Source organism: Luteimicrobium sp. DT211 (assembly GCF_049844995.1).
GTDB lineage: Bacteria > Actinomycetota > Actinomycetes > Actinomycetales > Cellulomonadaceae > Luteimicrobium.
Map to the genome: position 1 here is coordinate 500,912 of NZ_JBNCMC010000001.1, position 15,821 is coordinate 516,732.

The following is a 15,821-nucleotide window of genomic DNA, read 5'->3' on the forward strand; positions in this document are numbered from 1 at the left end:
CGCCGCTACGACCCGGCCGGTTGCCCGGAGTGCGCGTCCATGAACGCGGTCGTCTTCTTCGCGATCAGGTCGGGCTCGTACTGGAAGACGTAGTGGCCGACGTCGAGCTGGACGAGCTGGGCCCCGGCCTGCTTCGCGTACGCCGTGCTCGCGGGCACCCAGAAGTCGCCGATCTCCTTGCCGTTCGAGACGAACATGAGCGTCGGGACGTCCGGGATGCCGCCCGCCTGGACCTTCGCCGCGTTGTCGAGGACCGCGAGGCCCTCGTCGTACTGGGCGTCGTCGAGGAAGTTGCGCTGGGTCAGCATCTTCTGCTGCGCCCGCTCGTACCCGGTCAGGTCGGTGGTGAGGTCGTCGTCGCCCATGACCCGCGACAGGCCGAAGAACCTCAGCTTCCGCCCCAGGTCCATCGTCCGCTTCTCGCCCTTGAAGTCGAGGTCGTCGTACGAGTGCGGCACGGCCATGTCGAGGCCCACGATGCCCGCGACCTCGTTCGGGTACTGCTGCGCCCAGTACAGGGCCTCCAGCCCGCCCATCGAGTGCGGCGCGAGGACGTACGGGGGCTTCTCCCCGGCGAGGCGCAGCGCCTCGCGGTCTTGGGCGAGGACCGTCGCGACGTCGCGCGGCGTGTCGACGTCGTCCGAGTACCCGTAGCCGAAGCGCTCGACGACGGCCGTCCGGAAGTCGCCGTCCAGGCGGTCCGTCAGAGGCTTGAAGGAGTAGATCGGGGCCGCCGTGCCCGCGCCGGCCATGAGGACGATCGTCGGGTCGTCGGACTTCTTCCCCTCGACCTGGACGGACATCTGGTGCCCGTCGACCTGCACCATCTCCCCGGCGGGCTTCAGCTTCCCGGCCTCCTGGTGGAGCTCGATGTGGTGGTAGGCCGTGAAGCCGCCGACGGCGACGACCGCCGTCGCCGCCACGCCCGCCGTGACCCTGCCGATGACCTTGAGGGGCCGCATGTCCGTCCAGTCGCTGGGTCGCGGCGCCGTCGGAACCGGGCCGCGAGGATGTCTCCCAGTCTTCGCGGGGCGCTCCGGCGGCGACACGGTGCCCGCCCCCGCGACGGCGCGGCGTGGCCCCCGGGTCGGCCGGGGGAGAGCCCCCGGGCGCCGCGGCGGTCGCTAGAGTTCCCGGGATGGTCGTGGTGCTGGTCAACGGGCTTCCGGGAGCGGGCAAGACGACGCTCGCCCGCGCCCTCGCGGCCGAGCTGGGGCTCCCGCTCTTCAGCAAGGACGCGGTGAAGGAGACCCTCGCGGACACCCTCGGAGCCGTCCGCGCGCCCGGCACCCCCGACGCGGCGTGGAGCCGCGCCCTCGGGGTGGCCGCTGCGGAGACGCTCTGGACCCTGCTCGGTGACGCCCGCGGCGGCGCCGTGCTCGAGAGCCCGTGGCTGGCACATCTCCGGCCGGTCGTGCGGGCGGGGCTCGACCGCGCGGGCGTGTCCGAGGTCTGCGAGGTGTGGTGCGAGGTCCCCCTCGCCGTTGCCCGACGCCGCTTCGACGGCCGCGCCTCGGACCGCCACCCGGTGCACACCGAGCGCGCGACGGGCGACGGCGACTGGGAGCTGTGGGCGCGCGGCGCGGAACCGCTCGGGCTCGGGCCCGTCTACCGCGTCGACACGACCCGCCCGGTCGACGTCACGGCGCTCGCGGCATCGCTCGGAGCCGATCGGGGCTCCGGCGCCCGGTGCACGACGACCGTCAGGACCAGACCTGGTCGTCGCCCTTGACCGGCGAACGGTTCGTCCGGACGCGCGGCTCGTCGGTCACCGCGCGCACGAGGAACGACCCGGCGATCGCGACCGAGCCGAGAACCTCCAGGACGGTGTTGAGGTACCCGACGTAGGGGCTGACGGTCGCGAGCAACGAGTGGAGCGACTCCGAGTCGGACTGGGCGATCCGGTAGACGACGAAGATCAGCAGCAACGACGCAGCGAGGAGCGCGAGACCGCCCCAGAAGAGCTGGCGGGCGTTCAGCTTCGGGGGCACGGGAACTCCTTCGTCCGGGACGCCCGCATCCTCCCACGACGGCGAGCCCGGCCGGCGGTATCGGGCAGTCCCGCCCGCGTGACCTCTTAGCCTTGACGGATGCCCCACCTCGTCGCGCGCGACCTCGCCTTCGCGTACCCCGGCCGCCCCGTGTTCCGGGGCGTGTCGTTCCGCGTGTCCGACGGCGTCCGGCTGGGCGTGGTCGGCGAGAACGGGTCGGGCAAGTCGACCCTGCTGCACGTGCTGGCGGGCGAGGCGGCCGACGGGACGCCGCTCGCGCCGTCGTCGGGGGAGGTGGTGCGCCACGGCAGCCTGGCGCTCGTCGAGCAGGAGCTCCGGACGCCGCCCGGCACGACGGTGGGCGACGTCGTCCGCGCGACCCTCGCGGACGTGCGGGCGGCCGCCGATGCCCTCGACGCGGCGGCGCGCGCGTTCGACCACGACGCGTCCGGTGGGCCGGACGACACCGCCCCGGCTGGGCTCGGTGAGCTGACCGAGCTGCTCGCGCGCGCCGAGCACCTGCAGGCCTGGGACGCCGACCGCCGCGTCGACGAGGCGCTCTCCCGGCTCGGCGCGACCCGGGACCACGCGCGCCGGCTGGACGAGCTCAGCGTCGGAGAGCGCTACCGGGTGCGCCTCGCGTGCCGCCTCGCCGAGCGCACGGACCTCCTGCTCCTCGACGAGCCGACCAACCACCTCGACGACGCCGCGATCGGCTTCCTCACCCAGCAGCTCGCCGCTTGGCGAGGCGGGGTCGTCGTGGTGACGCACGACCGGCAGCTCCTCGACGACGTCGCGACCGCGATCCTCGACCTCGACCCGTCGATGGACGGCACGCCGACCCTCTACGGCCAGCCCGGCTACCTGGCGTACCGGTTCGCGAAGAACCAGGCGCTCGTGCGGTGGCGGCAGCGGTACCGGGCGGAACGCAAGCGCGCGGAGCAGCTCGCGGAGCGGCTCGACGCGTCCTACGAGGGGCTGTCCGACGAGTGGCGCCCGCCCAAGGGCTCGAACAAGAACCGCCGGGGCACGCGCGCCCGCATCCACGTCAAGGCAGCGGACCGCCTGATCCAGAAGCTGGAGGCCGAGGCCGTCGAGGTTCCGGTGCCGCCCCTCGAGCTGCGGTTCCCGGACCTGGTCGCGATGTCACCGGGGTGGGACCCGTCCGACCCCGTCGTGGAGGTCCGGAACCCGCGCGTCGAGGCGCGCCTCGACCTGCCCGGCACCCGGGTGGCGGTGCCGGCGTCGGGCCGGCTGCTCGTCGTCGGGCCGAACGGCTCCGGGAAGTCGACGCTGCTGGCGGCGCTCGCGGGCACCCTGCCGCTGGACCGGGGGACGCGGCGGACCGTGGACGGCGCGCGGGTCGGGATCGTCGGGCAGGAGGAGTCCGTGCCCGTGGGGCTGCGCATGGGCGACGGCAAGCTCGCGACCGGCTTCGACGCGTACGCGCGCGAGGCGCTGGACCTCCTGGCGGCGGGCTCGCTCGACCCGGAGCACCTCGTGCCCGTCGCGGCCCTCGGCCTGCTCACGGAGGACGACCTGGACCGCCCGCTCGCCGAGCTGTCCGCGGGCCAGCGGCGGCGGTTCGAGCTCGCGCGGGCGCTGCTCGCCGTCCCGCACCTGCTGCTCCTCGACGAGCCGACCAACCACCTGTCCATCGACCTCGTCGACGAGCTCACGCGGGCACTGCAGGCGACGCCCGCCGCCGTCGTCGTCGCCACCCACGACCGGCGGATGCGCGAGGAGCTGGCCGACTGGCCGACGCTCGTGCTCGCTTGACGCCCGAGCGTGTTCGCCGCGGGTGCCCGACGACGTCGCTCGCGTCAGGCGTGCGCCGGCACCCGGGCGACGGTCGGCTCGCCGTCGCGGGCGTCGTAGGCGTCGCGCGCGTCGAGGATCTGGGCGATGTGTCCCTCGCTCCACGCCTTGAGCGCGTGCAGCACGGGCGTGAGGCTGACGCCGAGGTCGGTGAGCTCGTAGTCGACGCGGACCGGCACGGTCGGCGTGACGGTGCGGGTCACGAGGCCGTCGCGCTCCAGGGTGCGGAGCGTCTGGGTGAGCATCTTCTGGCTCGCCCCGGCGATGGTGCGTGCGATCTCGGAGTGGCGCAGCGGGCCGTTCTCGAGCGCGTTGACGACCAGGCACGACCACTTGTTGCCGATGGTCTCGAGGACCTGTCGGCTGGGGCAGGCGGCGAAGAACGCGTTGTAGTCGAGGCGCGCGAGCTCGCGCTCCTGGGCGGCGGTCAGGGTGGGCACGGGTGCTCCTCGGGTCGGACGGCTCGACGGGGTTCCGCTTGGTGGGATAGGCACTCGTAGGTACCTACTTCCGACTGGTTCCCCGCCCCCCTACGGTAGCGACGACAGCCCCGACAGGGAACCCCGCCGGGCACCGACCCTCATCGAAGGAGCCACCCATGCAGGTCGTGCAGCTCTCCCAGTACGGCGACGCCGACGTCCTCGAGGTCGCCGAGCGCCCCACCCCGCAGCCCGAGGCGGGTCGCGTCCGCGTCCGCGTCACTGCCCGCTCCGTCAACCCGGCCGACCTGGGGTCGCGCTCCGGGGCGCTCGCCGTGATGGTCCCCGACCTCGCCTTCCCCGCGGTGCTCGGCTGGGACTTCGCGGGCACCCTGCTCGACGACGCGGCCGTGGCCGCCGGCGTGACCGCCCCGGACGCCCCGGCCGACACCCTCCCGGCGGGCACTCGCGTCGCTGGCTTCGTGCCGTGGTTCGGGGAGGCGGCGGGCGACGGCAGCTACGCCGAGGTGCTCGTCGTCGACCCGACGTGGGTCGCGCCCGTGCCCGACGGCGTCACCGACGCCCAGGCAGCCGTCCTCGGCATGAACGCCCTCACCGGCGCGCACGCGGCCGACCTGGTGGCGGAGCTCGCCGGCGGCCTCGACGGTGCGACCGTCCTCGTGACGGGGGCGAGCGGCCCGGTCGGCGCGGCCGCCGTGCGTGACGCGGTCGGGCGGGGGGCGCGCGTGCTCGCGGTGGGCTCCGCGGACGACGACGCGTTCGTCGCCGGGCTCGGGGCCGAGGTCCTCCCGCGCACGGACGCCGCGGGCATCGCGGCGGCGGCCCGCGCAGCCGTGCCCGGCGGCGTGGACGCGGTGTTCAACGCCGGCCTCGCGTCGCACGAGCTCCTCGACGCGGTCCGCGACGGCGGGGTGTTCGTGAGCGCGACGCGCGGCTACATGCCCGAGGCGGCGCGGGGCGTCGTCGTCGACGGGGTGCACGTCGAGCCCGACGCGCCCCGGCTCGCGAGCCTCCTCCGGGACGCCGCGGACGGCACCCTCCCGGCGCGCGTGGCCGAGGAGCTCCCGCTCGCGGGCGCCGCGGACGCGCACCGGCGCCTCGCCGACGGCGGCCTCCGGGGCAAGCTCGTGCTCGTGAGCTGACCCCCTCGTCGAGATCGAGGGTCGTGCGCCCAAGTCGAGGAGAACACCCTCGACCTCGGCGTCGGACCCTCGATCTCGGCGAGCGCGTGCCTCCGACGGAAACTCGCTTGCTCGGCGGGTACCCGGACCGGGAGGGTGTGCCCTGATGAGCACACGCCAGCAGGACCCGCCCCGCCCCGCCCCGCCCGCCGGACTCGAGATCGTCGAGGTGACGGTCCCGGCCTCGCTCGACGCCCCGGACAGCTGGCCCGTCCACGCGACGGTCGCCGTGTCGCAGGCGGTCGAGCTCGACGTCCACGGGAACGTCGACAACGCGCTCGACGCCGAGGGCGTCATCGCGGGCCTCGCGGAGAGCACGCACCGCCGGATCCGGCGCTGGGTCGCGACGCTCGACGGCGAGCCCGTCGGTCGGGGGTTCGCCCTCCTGCCGCTCACGAGCAACACGCACCGGGCGAGCGTCCAGGTCTCGGTCGTCCCGTCCGCCCGACGGCGCGGCGTGGGCGAGGCGCTGTGGCGCACCGTCGAGCGGGTCACCCGCGAGGAGGGCCGCACGGTCCTGTCGGGCGACTCGCCGCACACCCCGGAGCCGCCGCCGGGGCCCGGCGCGCTCGAGCCGACGACGGGCGCCGGACGCGCCCCCGCCGACGACGCCGGCGTCCGGTTCGCGCTGCGGCACGGGTTCACGCTCGAGCAGGTCGCCCGGCACTCGGTACTCGACCTGCCCGTCGACCCCGAGGAGCTCGCCGCCCTCGTGGCCGAGGCGACCGCCGCGGCCGGGCCCGACTACCGGGTCCACGTCTGGACGGACGAGATCCCCGACGAGCGCCTCGACGGCATCGCCGTCCTCGAGACGCGCATGAGCACCGACGCGCCCGTCGGCGGCCTCGACCGGCGCGAGGACCCCTGGGACGCCGACCGCGTCCGCGCCGCGTTCGCCCAGATCCACGAGCGCGAGGCCCGTTACGCGGTGTGTGCCGTGGAGCACGTCCCCGGCGGGACGCTCGCGGGCTTCACCGTCGTGACGCTCCCGGAGAAGCGGCCGACGGTCGTCTTCCAGGAGGACACGCTCGTCCTGCGCGAGCACCGCGGGCACCGCCTCGGCATGCTCGCCAAGGCCACCATGCTCGGCGAGCTCGGCCGCAGCTTCCCCGCGGCCGAGCGCGTCCACACCTGGAACGCGCAGGAGAACGACGCGATGCTCGCGATCAACGTCGCGCTGGGGTTCCGGCCCGCCGGCATCGACGCGGAGTGGCAGCGCGTGGGGTGAGCGTCGGAGGCCGGTCGTAGGGTCGAGCACATGGCTGACGTCCTGCTGTTCCACCACGTCCTGGGGCTCACCGACGGGGTCCTTCACCTGGCCGACCGGCTCCGCGCCGGCGGCCACACCGTCCACACGCCCGACCTCTACGGAGGTCGCACGTTCGCGACCATCCCCGAGGGCGCGGCCTTCTCGAGCGGCGACGACGCCCCCGACCAGCAGGCGCTCGCCGACGCGGCGGCCGCCGCGCTCCCGGCGGGGATCGTGTACGCGGGCATCTCGTCCGGCGTCATGCAGGCGCAGCGGCTCGCGCAGACCCGACCGGGCGCGGCGGGGGCGCTCTTGCTCGAGTCGTGCCTCCCGATCACGGGGGAGTGGGCGATCGGGCCGTGGCCGGGTGACGTCCCCGTGCAGGTGCACGGGATGGCAGACGACGAGTTCTTCGCGAAGGAGGGCGACATCGACGCCGCCCGCGAGCTCGTCGCCGCGGCTCCCGACGGCGAGCTGTTCGTCTACCCGGGCGACGCGCACCTGTTCGAGGACGACTCGATCCCCTCCTACGACGCCGCCGCGACCGCGCTCCTGACCGAGCGGCTGCTGGCGTTCCTCGACCGGGTGTCGTGATCGTCGGGCTCGCGGCGCGCGGGCGGGCGCCCGACGGAGCACCCTGGACCCCGTGACCCCCGCTCAGCGGCGCGTGCTCGTCGTCGCGATCCTCGCGTCCTTCGTCGCGTTCCTCGACGGCTCGGTCGTCAACGTCGCCCTGCCGGCCATCTCGGACGAGCTCGCCGGCCCGCTCGACTCCGGCCTCGACGCGCTCGCGCTGCAGCAGTGGGTCGTCGACGCCTACCTCGTCACGCTCGGCTCGCTGATCCTGCTCGCGGGGTCGCTGTCGGACGTGCACGGGCGCAAGCGCATCCTCGTCGTCGGGATCGCGGGCTTCGGCGTGACGTCGCTGGCCTGCGCGCTCGCCCCCACCGGCCTCTTCCTCGTGGCCGCGCGCGCCCTGCAGGGCGTGTCGGGCGCGCTCCTCGTGCCGAGCTCGCTCGCGATCATCATCGCCACGTTCACGGGCCCCGCCCAGGCCAAGGCGATCGGGTCGTGGACCGCGTGGACGAGCGTCGCGGGTCTCGCCGGGCCGCTCGTCGGCGGCATCTTCGTCGACGCGCTCTCGTGGCGCTGGGTCTTCGCGATCAACGTGCTGCCCATCGCCGTGACGCTCTGGCTGCTGCGCGGCGTCCCGCGCGGCGCCCGCGTCGAGGGCCGGCACATCGACGGGCTCGGGGCGACGCTCGCGACCGTCGGGCTCGCCGGCACGGTGTTCGGCCTGATCGAGCTCGGCGCCCGCGGCTGGGCGAGCCCGCTCGTGTGGCCGCCGGTCGCCGTCGGCGTCGCATCGCTGGTCGCATTCGTGATCTGGGAGCGGTTCGACCCCGACCCGATGCTCCCGCTGTCGCTGTTCAGGGCCCGGAACTTCGCCGTCGGGAACGTCGCGACGCTCGTCGTCTACGGCGCGCTCGGACTCGTGTCCTTCGCGATGTCGATCTTCCTCCAGCAGGTCGCCGGGTACTCGGCGTTCCAGGCGGGGCTCGCGCAGCTCCCGACGACGGTCGTCATGATCGGCCTGTCCACCCGCTTCGGGGCGCTCGCGGGCCGACTGGGCCCGCGGTGGTTCATGGCGGCGGGCCCCGCCGTGGCCGCCGTCGGGATGCTGACGCTGCTCCGGACCGACGCTTCCGCGCCCTACGTCTCGCAGGTGCTGCCGGGCGTCGTCCTCCTGGGGCTCGGCCTCTCGATCACGGTCGCGCCGCTCACCGCGGCGATCCTGAGCGCGGTGCCGACCGCCGACGCGGGCATCGGCTCGGCTACGAACAACGCCGTCGCACGGGTGGCCGGGCTGGTCACGGTGGCGTGCGCGGGGATCGTCGTCGGCGACACGTTCGACGTCGGCGGGTTCCACCGCGCGATGATCCTGTGCGCGGTGCTGCTGGCGCTCGGCGGCGCGGTCTCCGCCGTCGGCATCACGAACCGCGCGGCGCGACCGTCGCGACCGCTCGCCGCGTAGCCGGCGCGCCCGCTCGCCCCTGACCGCAACCAAACGGTTGCGCTAGTTGCCGCGCGGCCGTAGCGTGGCATGCAACCTGCAGGTTGCAGGTGTGGCGCGGTCGCACGGCGGCCGCGCCCGCGAGAGGAGATCGACATGGTGGACATCCTGCAGAGGGTCGGCGTCGTGGCACCGCGCGAGACCGTCCGTGCCGCGCTGACGACGATCGACGGGCTGGCCGGCTGGTGGACCGAGGACACGAAGGGCGAAGCCGTCGTCGGCGGTGAGATCCGCTTCGACTTCGAGCCCGGGAGCATCACGATGCGGGTGCTCGAGGACCGGACCGACCTCGTGCTGTGGGAGGTCGTCGACGGTCCCGCCGAGTGGATCGGGACGCGGGTCCGCTTCGGTCTCGACCAGCAGGAGGAGTACACGATCGTGCACTTCTCCCAGGAGGGCTGGGCCGAGCCTGTCGAGTTCATGGCGCACTGCACCACCAAGTGGGCGACGTTCCTGATGAGCCTCAAGCGGCTCGCCGAGACGGGGACGGGCGAGCCCGCGCCGCGCGACGTCCGGATCAGCGACTGGCACTGACCTGCGCGAGCGCGCCTCCGGAAGCCCCACCGGGGGCGCGCTAGGGTGGGCCGCACAACTGCACAGCACGGGAGTCCGCAGCAGCGGGCTGAGAGGGCGACTGACGCGTCGCCGACCGCACGAACCTGTCCGGGTCATGCCGACGTAGGGAGACATTCATGAGCCAGAGCTCTGCGCGCCCGAGCGCGCCCACCGCCATCACCACGGGACCCATCGCGGGCTCCGCCAAGGTGTACCTGCCCGTCGCAGCGCCGTCGGGAACGGTTCCCGACGACGGCGAGGCCGCCACCCCGCTCGCCGTCCCCGTCCGTCGGATCCACCTGACGAACGGGGAGCACCTCGACGTCTACGACACCTCCGGCCCGTACACGGAGAGCGCCGAGGGCAGAGCGGAGGTGCCCCCGTCGATCGACGTGCGCGCCGGGCTCCCGCCGCTCCGCGCGTCGTGGCGCGTGCCCGACGCCGCCGCCACCGACCGCGGGTCCGCCCGCACCCAGCTCGCGTGGGCGCGGGCCGGCGGCGTGACGGACGAGATGCGGTTCGTCGCGGCGCGCGAGGGCGTGGACGTCGAGCTCGTGCGGTCGGAGGTGGCGCGCGGCCGTGCTGTGATCCCCGCCAACCGGAACCACCCCGAGCAGGAGCCGATGATCATCGGCAAGAAGTTCGCGGTGAAGATCAACGCGAACATCGGGAACTCGGCCGTGACGTCCTCGATCGAGGAGGAGGTCGAGAAGATGGTGTGGGCGGCGCGCTGGGGCGCGGACACGCTCATGGACCTGTCGACCGGGAAGCAGATCCACGAGACGCGCGAGTGGATCCTGCGGAACTCGCCCATCCCCGTCGGGACCGTCCCGATCTACCAGGCGCTCGAGAAGGTCAAGGGCGACCCCGCGGCGCTGACGTGGGAGGTCTACCGGGACACCGTGATCGAGCAGGCCGAGCAGGGCGTCGACTACATGACCGTGCACGCGGGCGTCCTGCTGCGGTACGTGCCGCTGACCGCGCGACGGGTCACGGGCATCGTGTCGCGCGGCGGGTCGATCATGGCGGCGTGGTGCCTCGCGCACCACCGCGAGTCGTTCCTCTACGAGCACTTCGAGGAGCTGTGCGAGATCCTCGCGCGCTACGACGTGACGTTCTCGCTGGGTGACGGGCTGCGGCCCGGGTCCATCGCGGACGCAAACGACGCCGCGCAGCTCGCCGAGCTGAAGACGCTCGGGGAGCTCACGCAGGTCGCGAAGTCGTACGGCGTCCAGGTCATGATCGAGGGCCCCGGGCACGTGCCGATGCACAAGATCGCGGAGAACGTGCGGCTCGAGGAGGAGTGGTGCGACGAGGCGCCGTTCTACACGCTCGGCCCGCTCGCGACCGACATCGCGCCCGCCTACGACCACATCACCTCGGCCATCGGGGCGGCGATGATCGCGCAGGCCGGGACCGCGATGCTCTGCTACGTCACGCCCAAGGAGCACCTCGGCCTGCCCGACCGCGACGACGTGAAGGTCGGCGTCATCACCTACAAGATCGCGGCGCACGCCGCCGACCTCGCCAAGGGGCACCCGCGCGCGCAGGAGCGCGACGACGCGCTGTCGAGGGCGCGGTTCGAGTTCCGCTGGACCGACCAGTTCAACCTCGCGCTCGACCCCGACACCGCCCGCTCGTTCCACGACGAGACCCTGCCCGCCGAGCCGGCGAAGACCGCCCACTTCTGCTCCATGTGCGGGCCGAAGTTCTGCTCGATGCGGATCTCCGCCGACGTCCGCGCGTACGCCGAGGAGCACGGGCTCACGAGCGTCGAGGCGATCGAGGCCGGGATGGCCGAGAAGTCGGAGGAGTTCGTCGACGCCGGGAGCCGGGTCTACCTGCCGGTCGCCTCCTCCTGACCCCCGCCCACCCCCTGTGCCGAACACGGGCTCCGCGACCGTCTCGCTGCGCGGACGGTCGCGGAGCCCGTCGTCGGCGGGCGGAGACCCCGTGGTCGGCGGAAGCGCGGTGGTCAGGGCCGGTCGCGCTCGGCGGCCGCCTTCGCGGCCTCCGCCTCGGCCTTGCGGGCCTCGCGCAGCGCCTTCTCGCCCTCGCGGACCTTCTTCTCCGCCTCGTGCACGGCCTTCTGCAGCTCGCGGACGCGCTTCTCAGCGTCCTTGCGCTTCTCGGCCGCCCTCTTCACCTTGGGATCCCGGGCGTATCGCGAAGCGAGGGCGGCGGCCTCACGGACGCCGTCGTCGGAACCGGTCAGGCTGCCCGCGTTCCTCGCGCCCGCCGACGACGTCGCGGCGCCCGGCTCCGCCGGGAAGGTCCGGCCGGCGCCGGGGAGGCCCGCCGCGCGCGCGTCGATGTAGGCGGCGACCCCGTCGAGGATGCGCTCGAGCCCGAACGCGGAGTCGTCGATCGCCCCGTCGCCCACGTACGCCCCCGACTCGACGAGCGGCCGCAGGTACGGGAAGCGCTCGGCGTCGACCAGGTCCCGGAGCACCGACTCGTAGGCGCCGCCGAGGACGTCGTCGTTGCCGCCGGCGGCGGCGACCGCGCGGCCGAGGTCACGCTGGAGCTGCGCCGCGGCCCTGCCGTAGTTCGTCGCGAGGAGGATCACCGCCATCTTCTCCTCCTGGTCGAGCGGCAGGTCCCGCAGCGAGCGGAGGCCCCGGTCGACGAGTCGCAGGTTGTTGGGCGTGATGGGTACGCCCTCGATCGGGATGTCCAGGTACCACGCGTGCTCGACGAGCAGGGCCTGCGTGAACTGCGCCCACTCGCGCAGCTCGGCGCGCCAGTCGGACGGGTCGTGCGCGGGCGGCGGCTCGACCCCGATCACCTGCTCCTGCATGAGGAGCAGCAGGTCGTCCTTGCTGGTCACGTACCGGTACAGGGACATCGTGGTGTAGCCGAGCCGGGTCGCGACCTTCGCCATGGACACGCCCTCGAGCCCGTCGGCGTCCGCCAGCTCGACGGCGGCGTCGACGATCCGCTCGATGCTCAGCTCGCGGCGCGGTCCCCGGTTCGGGCTCGCTGCGACCCCCCACGCGAGCGCCAGCCCGCGGGGGAGCTCGGGCGCGTCGAGCGGCTCGGCGGGTGCGTCGTCCTCCGGTGCGTTCACGGTGCCCATCCTCTCCGATGCCGGGCGCGACGCCCGGTCCGCCGACCGCGACGGAGCGTCACGGTCGACGAACCGGGCGTCGCCGCCCACGCTCAGCGCGCCGTCCGACGGCGGTACGCCAGCGAGCCCAGCGTGATCGAGACCGCGAGGAACCCGGCGAGCCAGGCGACGGCGGTCCAGATCGTCGACGCGTCCGGCGACCCGGACATCAGCCCCCGGAGGCCCTCGATGATCGGCGTGAACGGCTGGTTGTCCGCGAACCCGTGGAGCCAGGTCGGCATGGTGCCGACGGCGACGAACCCGCTGGACAGGTAGGGCAGGAACAGGAAGACGGAGTTGAGCGCCTGGGAGGCGTCGACGCTGAGGACGAGCCCGGCGGCGGCGCAGATCCAGGTGAACGCGAGCACCGTCAGCACGACGTACCCGACGACGGCGACCCACCCGAGGACGTCCGCGTCGGGCCGGAACCCGAGCGCCACGGCCACCCCGAGGACGACGACGGCGGACGCGAGGTTGCGCACGACGCTCGCGATCACGTGTCCCCAGAGCGGCGCCGGACCGAGGATCGGCAGCGTCTTGAACCGGTCGATGGTGCCGCTGGTCATGTCCTGCGCGACGGCGGTCGCCGTGGCCGCGGACCCGAAGCCGAGGCACAGGATCAACGTGCCGGGCACGACGTAGTTGATGTAGTCGCCCGAGCTGTCGATCGCGCCGCCGAAGATGACGACGAACACGAGCATGATCGCGACGGGGATGGCGAAGGCGGTGATGAGGCCGTCGACGCTGCGGACCGTCCGGCGCAGCTCGCGGGCCGTCATGGTGGTGATGTCGCGCAGGCCCGTGCGCACGGACGGCGCGGCGGGGGTGACGGTCGCTACGGGTGCGCGGCGCGGGGAAAGGGCGGTCGGGGTGATCGTGGTCATCGTGCGTTCTCCTTGCCGGACGTGGTGGCGGGGGCGGTGGGCGTGCCGGTGACGGCGAGGAACACGTCGTCGAGCGTGGGCTTGACGACGCTCACGCCGGCGAGCGCGAGGTGGTGGAGGTCGGCGAGCGCCAGGGCCTCGCGGATCGTCGCCACGGGGTCGGCGGCGGGGGTGGTCAGCGCGAGGTCGCGCTCGTCCACGTCGACGACGGGGAGCCCGGCGGCGGGGGCGAGGTCCCGCGCGGCCCGGAGCGACGCGGCGTCCTCGAACGCGATCCGCACGTGGTCGCCCGCGACGAGCGCCTTGAGCTCGCCGGCGGTGCCACGGGCGGCGACGACACCCTCGTGCAGGACGGCGATGGTGTCGGCGAGGCGGTCGGCCTCCTCGAGGTACTGCGTGGTGAGGAGGACGGTCGTGCCGTCGGTGGCGAGGTCGCGGACGACGTCCCACAGCTGCGCGCGCGAGGCGGGGTCGAGCCCGGTGGTGGGCTCGTCCAGGACGAGTACCGCGGGGGACGCGACCAGGCTGATGGCGAGGTCGAGGCGCCGCCGCATGCCGCCGGAGTACGTGGACGCCTGGCGCCGGGCGGCGTCCGTGAGGTCGAAGCGTTCGAGCAGCTCCTGGGCGCGGCGCCGGACGGCGCGCCGGGGCAGGTGCGCGAGGTTGCCCATCATGACGAGGTTCTCCTCGCCGGTCTGGAACGGGTCGACCGCGGCGTACTGGCCGGTGAGGGCCACGAGCGCCCGGACCCGGGCGGGGTTCCTGGCGACGTCGGCGCCCGCGACGGTGATCGTGCCGGAGTCGGCGGGCACGAGCGTGGTGAGGATGTTGACGGCGGTGGTCTTGCCGGCCCCGTTGGGTCCGAGCAGGGCGTAGATCTCGCCGCGCCGGACCGTGAGGTCGACGCCGCGCAGGACGTGCTGCGAGCCGTAGGACTTGCGCAGGTCCCGTACGGCGATCATCGGGTCGTTCATGGCCTGTCTCCTGTCGTTCGTCTCCGGCCCCGTCCCTGATCCGTGACGGCCGAGGCTGTGTGCGGCGCACTCTGTGTGTATGCCGTACGCGCTGTGTAGACCATAAACATTGCTGATGACGGCGGTCAAGAGGTGGGCGGCGTCTCATCTCCGCGTCTCGTCCAGTGAGATTCGAGGGTTGCTGATTGGACTCGGGCCGCGATCCGGCCCAGGCTTGTGGTCATGACCCCGACCACCGCTCGCTGCGGCGAGCGAATGCCCCAGGCGCCCGCGCGCCTCGTGGGCTGTCGGTGCTGTCGCCCCGTGCTCTGACCTCCGGTCGGCCCGGTCCGCGGCGAGCGCCGCGCCCCGCCGCTGCGCGCCCAGCGCGCCCACACGATCCCCGGCACGTCTCGTGCCCCGCTCGACCCGGACGTCGTCGACGAGACCGGACCCCGCTCGGCCCGCACCACGGGCACCCACCGGGCGCGACCCAGCGCCCCGACCCCTTGGAGAACCCCATGTCCCGCACCCGCCGTCGGTTCCGCGGCCCGCTCGCCGCCACGGTCGTCGCCGCAGCCACCGCGCTGGTCCTCGCCGCCTGCTCGTCGGGCGACTCGGGCAGCAGCAGCGACAAGACCAAGGGGTCGGCCGACGACCCGGTGAAGATCGGCGTCGTCGGCTCCGACGGCGACCAGTGGAAGGTCTTCACCGACCTGGCCGAGAAGCAGGGCATCCACGTCAAGCTGGTCGACTTCAGCGACTACCAGCAGCCGAACCCCGCCACGACGTCCGGCGAGCTGGACCTCAACCAGTTCCAGCACATCCTGTTCCTGGCGGACTACAACAACAACACCGGCGGCGACCTCGTGCCGGTCGGGTCGACCGCGATCTACCCCCTCGCGCTCTACTCGAAGCAGTACAAGAGCGTCGACGCGATCCCCGCCGGCTCGCAGATCGCCATCCCGAACGACGGCACCAACCAGGCCCGCGCGCTCGGTGTGCTCGCGTCCGCCGGCCTCGTCACGCTCAAGGACGGCACGCCGTCGCTGTCCGCGGCCCCGGCCGACGTCGACACGAGCAAGTCCAAGGTGAAGGTGACCCCGGTCGCGGCGAACCAGACCGGCCGCTCGCTCGGGGACAAGTCCGTCGCGGGCGCGGTGATCAACAACGACTACATCAAGGACACGGGCCTCAAGTCGTCCGAGGCGCTCGCCCAGGACGACCCGGACAGCGACGCCGCCAAGCCGTACATCAACATCTGGGCGACGCGGGCCAAGGACAAGGACAACGCGGTCTACGCGAAGCTCGTCAAGATCGCCCAGTCGTCCGAGGTCGAGAAGGCGCTCCAGGCGAACTCGGACGGCACGGCCGTCATCGTCCACGAGACGCCCGCCAACCTGCAGAAGTACCTGACCGACGTCGAGGGCCAGCTCAAGCAGGGCTGACCCGCCCCGTCCCGCCGAGGTAGCTGGGGGCTTCGCGCGCGGGAGCGCGGCGGCGGTGGTGTGATCGGACGCAGGCGAGAACAGGGCGACGGCAGGGCGAGCCGAGGAGGCAGTGGGAG

At 73.7% G+C, this 15,821-nt stretch carries 15 protein-coding genes; 9 read left to right on the top strand and 6 right to left on the bottom strand.

Going from position 1 to position 15,821, the window contains the following annotated elements:
* Nucleotides 1-5: 5 nt before the first annotated feature.
* Nucleotides 6-962, bottom strand: a complete 957-nt coding sequence (locus ACLQ14_RS02300) for an alpha/beta fold hydrolase (protein ID WP_425809455.1) — start codon at nucleotides 960-962, stop codon at nucleotides 6-8.
* Nucleotides 963-1,138: 176 nt separating this feature from the next.
* Here ACLQ14_RS02300 and ACLQ14_RS02305 point away from each other — a divergent pair, with 176 nt between their 5' ends.
* Nucleotides 1,139-1,732: an AAA family ATPase gene (locus tag ACLQ14_RS02305; protein WP_425809457.1), complete on the top strand. Its 594-nt coding sequence runs from the start codon at nucleotides 1,139-1,141 to the stop codon at nucleotides 1,730-1,732.
* On the opposite strand, the gene ACLQ14_RS02310 is transcribed toward ACLQ14_RS02305, so the two are convergent.
* Entirely contained in the window at nucleotides 1,704-1,991 is a 288-nt protein-coding gene (locus ACLQ14_RS02310) for a hypothetical protein (protein ID WP_425809459.1), read from the bottom strand. The two genes, ACLQ14_RS02305 and ACLQ14_RS02310, sit on opposite strands and share 29 nt — an antisense overlap.
* Before the next feature lie 99 nt (nucleotides 1,992-2,090).
* Here ACLQ14_RS02310 and ACLQ14_RS02315 point away from each other — a divergent pair, with 99 nt between their 5' ends.
* Entirely contained in the window at nucleotides 2,091-3,770 is a 1,680-nt protein-coding gene (locus ACLQ14_RS02315; RefSeq protein ID WP_425809461.1) for an ATP-binding cassette domain-containing protein, read from the top strand.
* Nucleotides 3,771-3,814: 44 nt separating this feature from the next.
* Here the strand turns inward: ACLQ14_RS02315 and ACLQ14_RS02320 are convergent, their stop codons facing one another.
* The gene (locus ACLQ14_RS02320) at nucleotides 3,815-4,249 is read right to left on the bottom strand and encodes a winged helix-turn-helix transcriptional regulator (RefSeq protein WP_425809463.1); all 435 of its coding nucleotides are present in this window, start codon (nucleotides 4,247-4,249) and stop codon (nucleotides 3,815-3,817) included.
* Nucleotides 4,250-4,407: 158 nt separating this feature from the next.
* On the opposite strand from ACLQ14_RS02320, the gene ACLQ14_RS02325 reads away from it, so the two are divergent.
* The 6 genes from ACLQ14_RS02325 (at nucleotide 4,408) to thiC (ending at nucleotide 11,170) form a co-directional block, all read left to right on the top strand.
* Nucleotides 4,408-5,391 (top strand): NADP-dependent oxidoreductase, encoded by a 984-nt coding sequence (locus tag ACLQ14_RS02325; RefSeq protein WP_425809465.1) that lies wholly within the window; start codon nucleotides 4,408-4,410, stop codon nucleotides 5,389-5,391.
* Between the two features lie 145 nt (nucleotides 5,392-5,536).
* A complete protein-coding gene (locus ACLQ14_RS02330; protein ID WP_425809467.1) occupies nucleotides 5,537-6,658 on the top strand; it encodes a GNAT family N-acetyltransferase in 1,122 nt (373 codons plus the stop codon).
* 30 nt (nucleotides 6,659-6,688) lie between these two features.
* Nucleotides 6,689-7,273 (top strand): dienelactone hydrolase family protein, encoded by a 585-nt coding sequence (locus ACLQ14_RS02335; protein ID WP_425809469.1) that lies wholly within the window; start codon nucleotides 6,689-6,691, stop codon nucleotides 7,271-7,273.
* 52 nt (nucleotides 7,274-7,325) lie between these two features.
* Entirely contained in the window at nucleotides 7,326-8,714 is a 1,389-nt protein-coding gene (locus ACLQ14_RS02340; RefSeq protein WP_425809471.1) for an MFS transporter, read from the top strand.
* A gap of 135 nt (nucleotides 8,715-8,849) precedes the next feature.
* On the top strand, nucleotides 8,850-9,287 hold the full coding sequence (locus ACLQ14_RS02345) for an SRPBCC family protein (RefSeq protein WP_425809473.1): 438 nt from the start codon (nucleotides 8,850-8,852) through the stop codon (nucleotides 9,285-9,287).
* 158 nt (nucleotides 9,288-9,445) lie between these two features.
* Nucleotides 9,446-11,170 (top strand): phosphomethylpyrimidine synthase ThiC, encoded by a 1,725-nt coding sequence (gene thiC, locus ACLQ14_RS02350; protein ID WP_425809475.1) that lies wholly within the window; start codon nucleotides 9,446-9,448, stop codon nucleotides 11,168-11,170.
* 113 nt (nucleotides 11,171-11,283) lie between these two features.
* Here the strand turns inward: thiC and ACLQ14_RS02355 are convergent, their stop codons facing one another.
* From ACLQ14_RS02355 to ACLQ14_RS02365, 3 genes are all read right to left on the bottom strand, one after another.
* Nucleotides 11,284-12,378, bottom strand: coding sequence for a TetR/AcrR family transcriptional regulator C-terminal domain-containing protein (locus tag ACLQ14_RS02355; protein WP_425809477.1), 1,095 nt, complete (start codon nucleotides 12,376-12,378; stop codon nucleotides 11,284-11,286).
* A 92-nt stretch (nucleotides 12,379-12,470) separates the two neighbouring features.
* Nucleotides 12,471-13,301, bottom strand: coding sequence for an ABC transporter permease (locus ACLQ14_RS02360; RefSeq protein ID WP_425809479.1), 831 nt, complete (start codon nucleotides 13,299-13,301; stop codon nucleotides 12,471-12,473).
* Nucleotides 13,298-14,275, bottom strand: a complete 978-nt coding sequence (locus ACLQ14_RS02365; RefSeq protein WP_425809481.1) for an ATP-binding cassette domain-containing protein — start codon at nucleotides 14,273-14,275, stop codon at nucleotides 13,298-13,300. The genes ACLQ14_RS02360 and ACLQ14_RS02365 overlap by 4 nt, the downstream gene beginning before the upstream one ends.
* Before the next feature lie 500 nt (nucleotides 14,276-14,775).
* Here ACLQ14_RS02365 and ACLQ14_RS02370 point away from each other — a divergent pair, with 500 nt between their 5' ends.
* Entirely contained in the window at nucleotides 14,776-15,702 is a 927-nt protein-coding gene (locus ACLQ14_RS02370; protein WP_425809483.1) for a MetQ/NlpA family ABC transporter substrate-binding protein, read from the top strand.
* The last annotated feature ends 119 nt before the right edge of the window (nucleotides 15,703-15,821 follow it).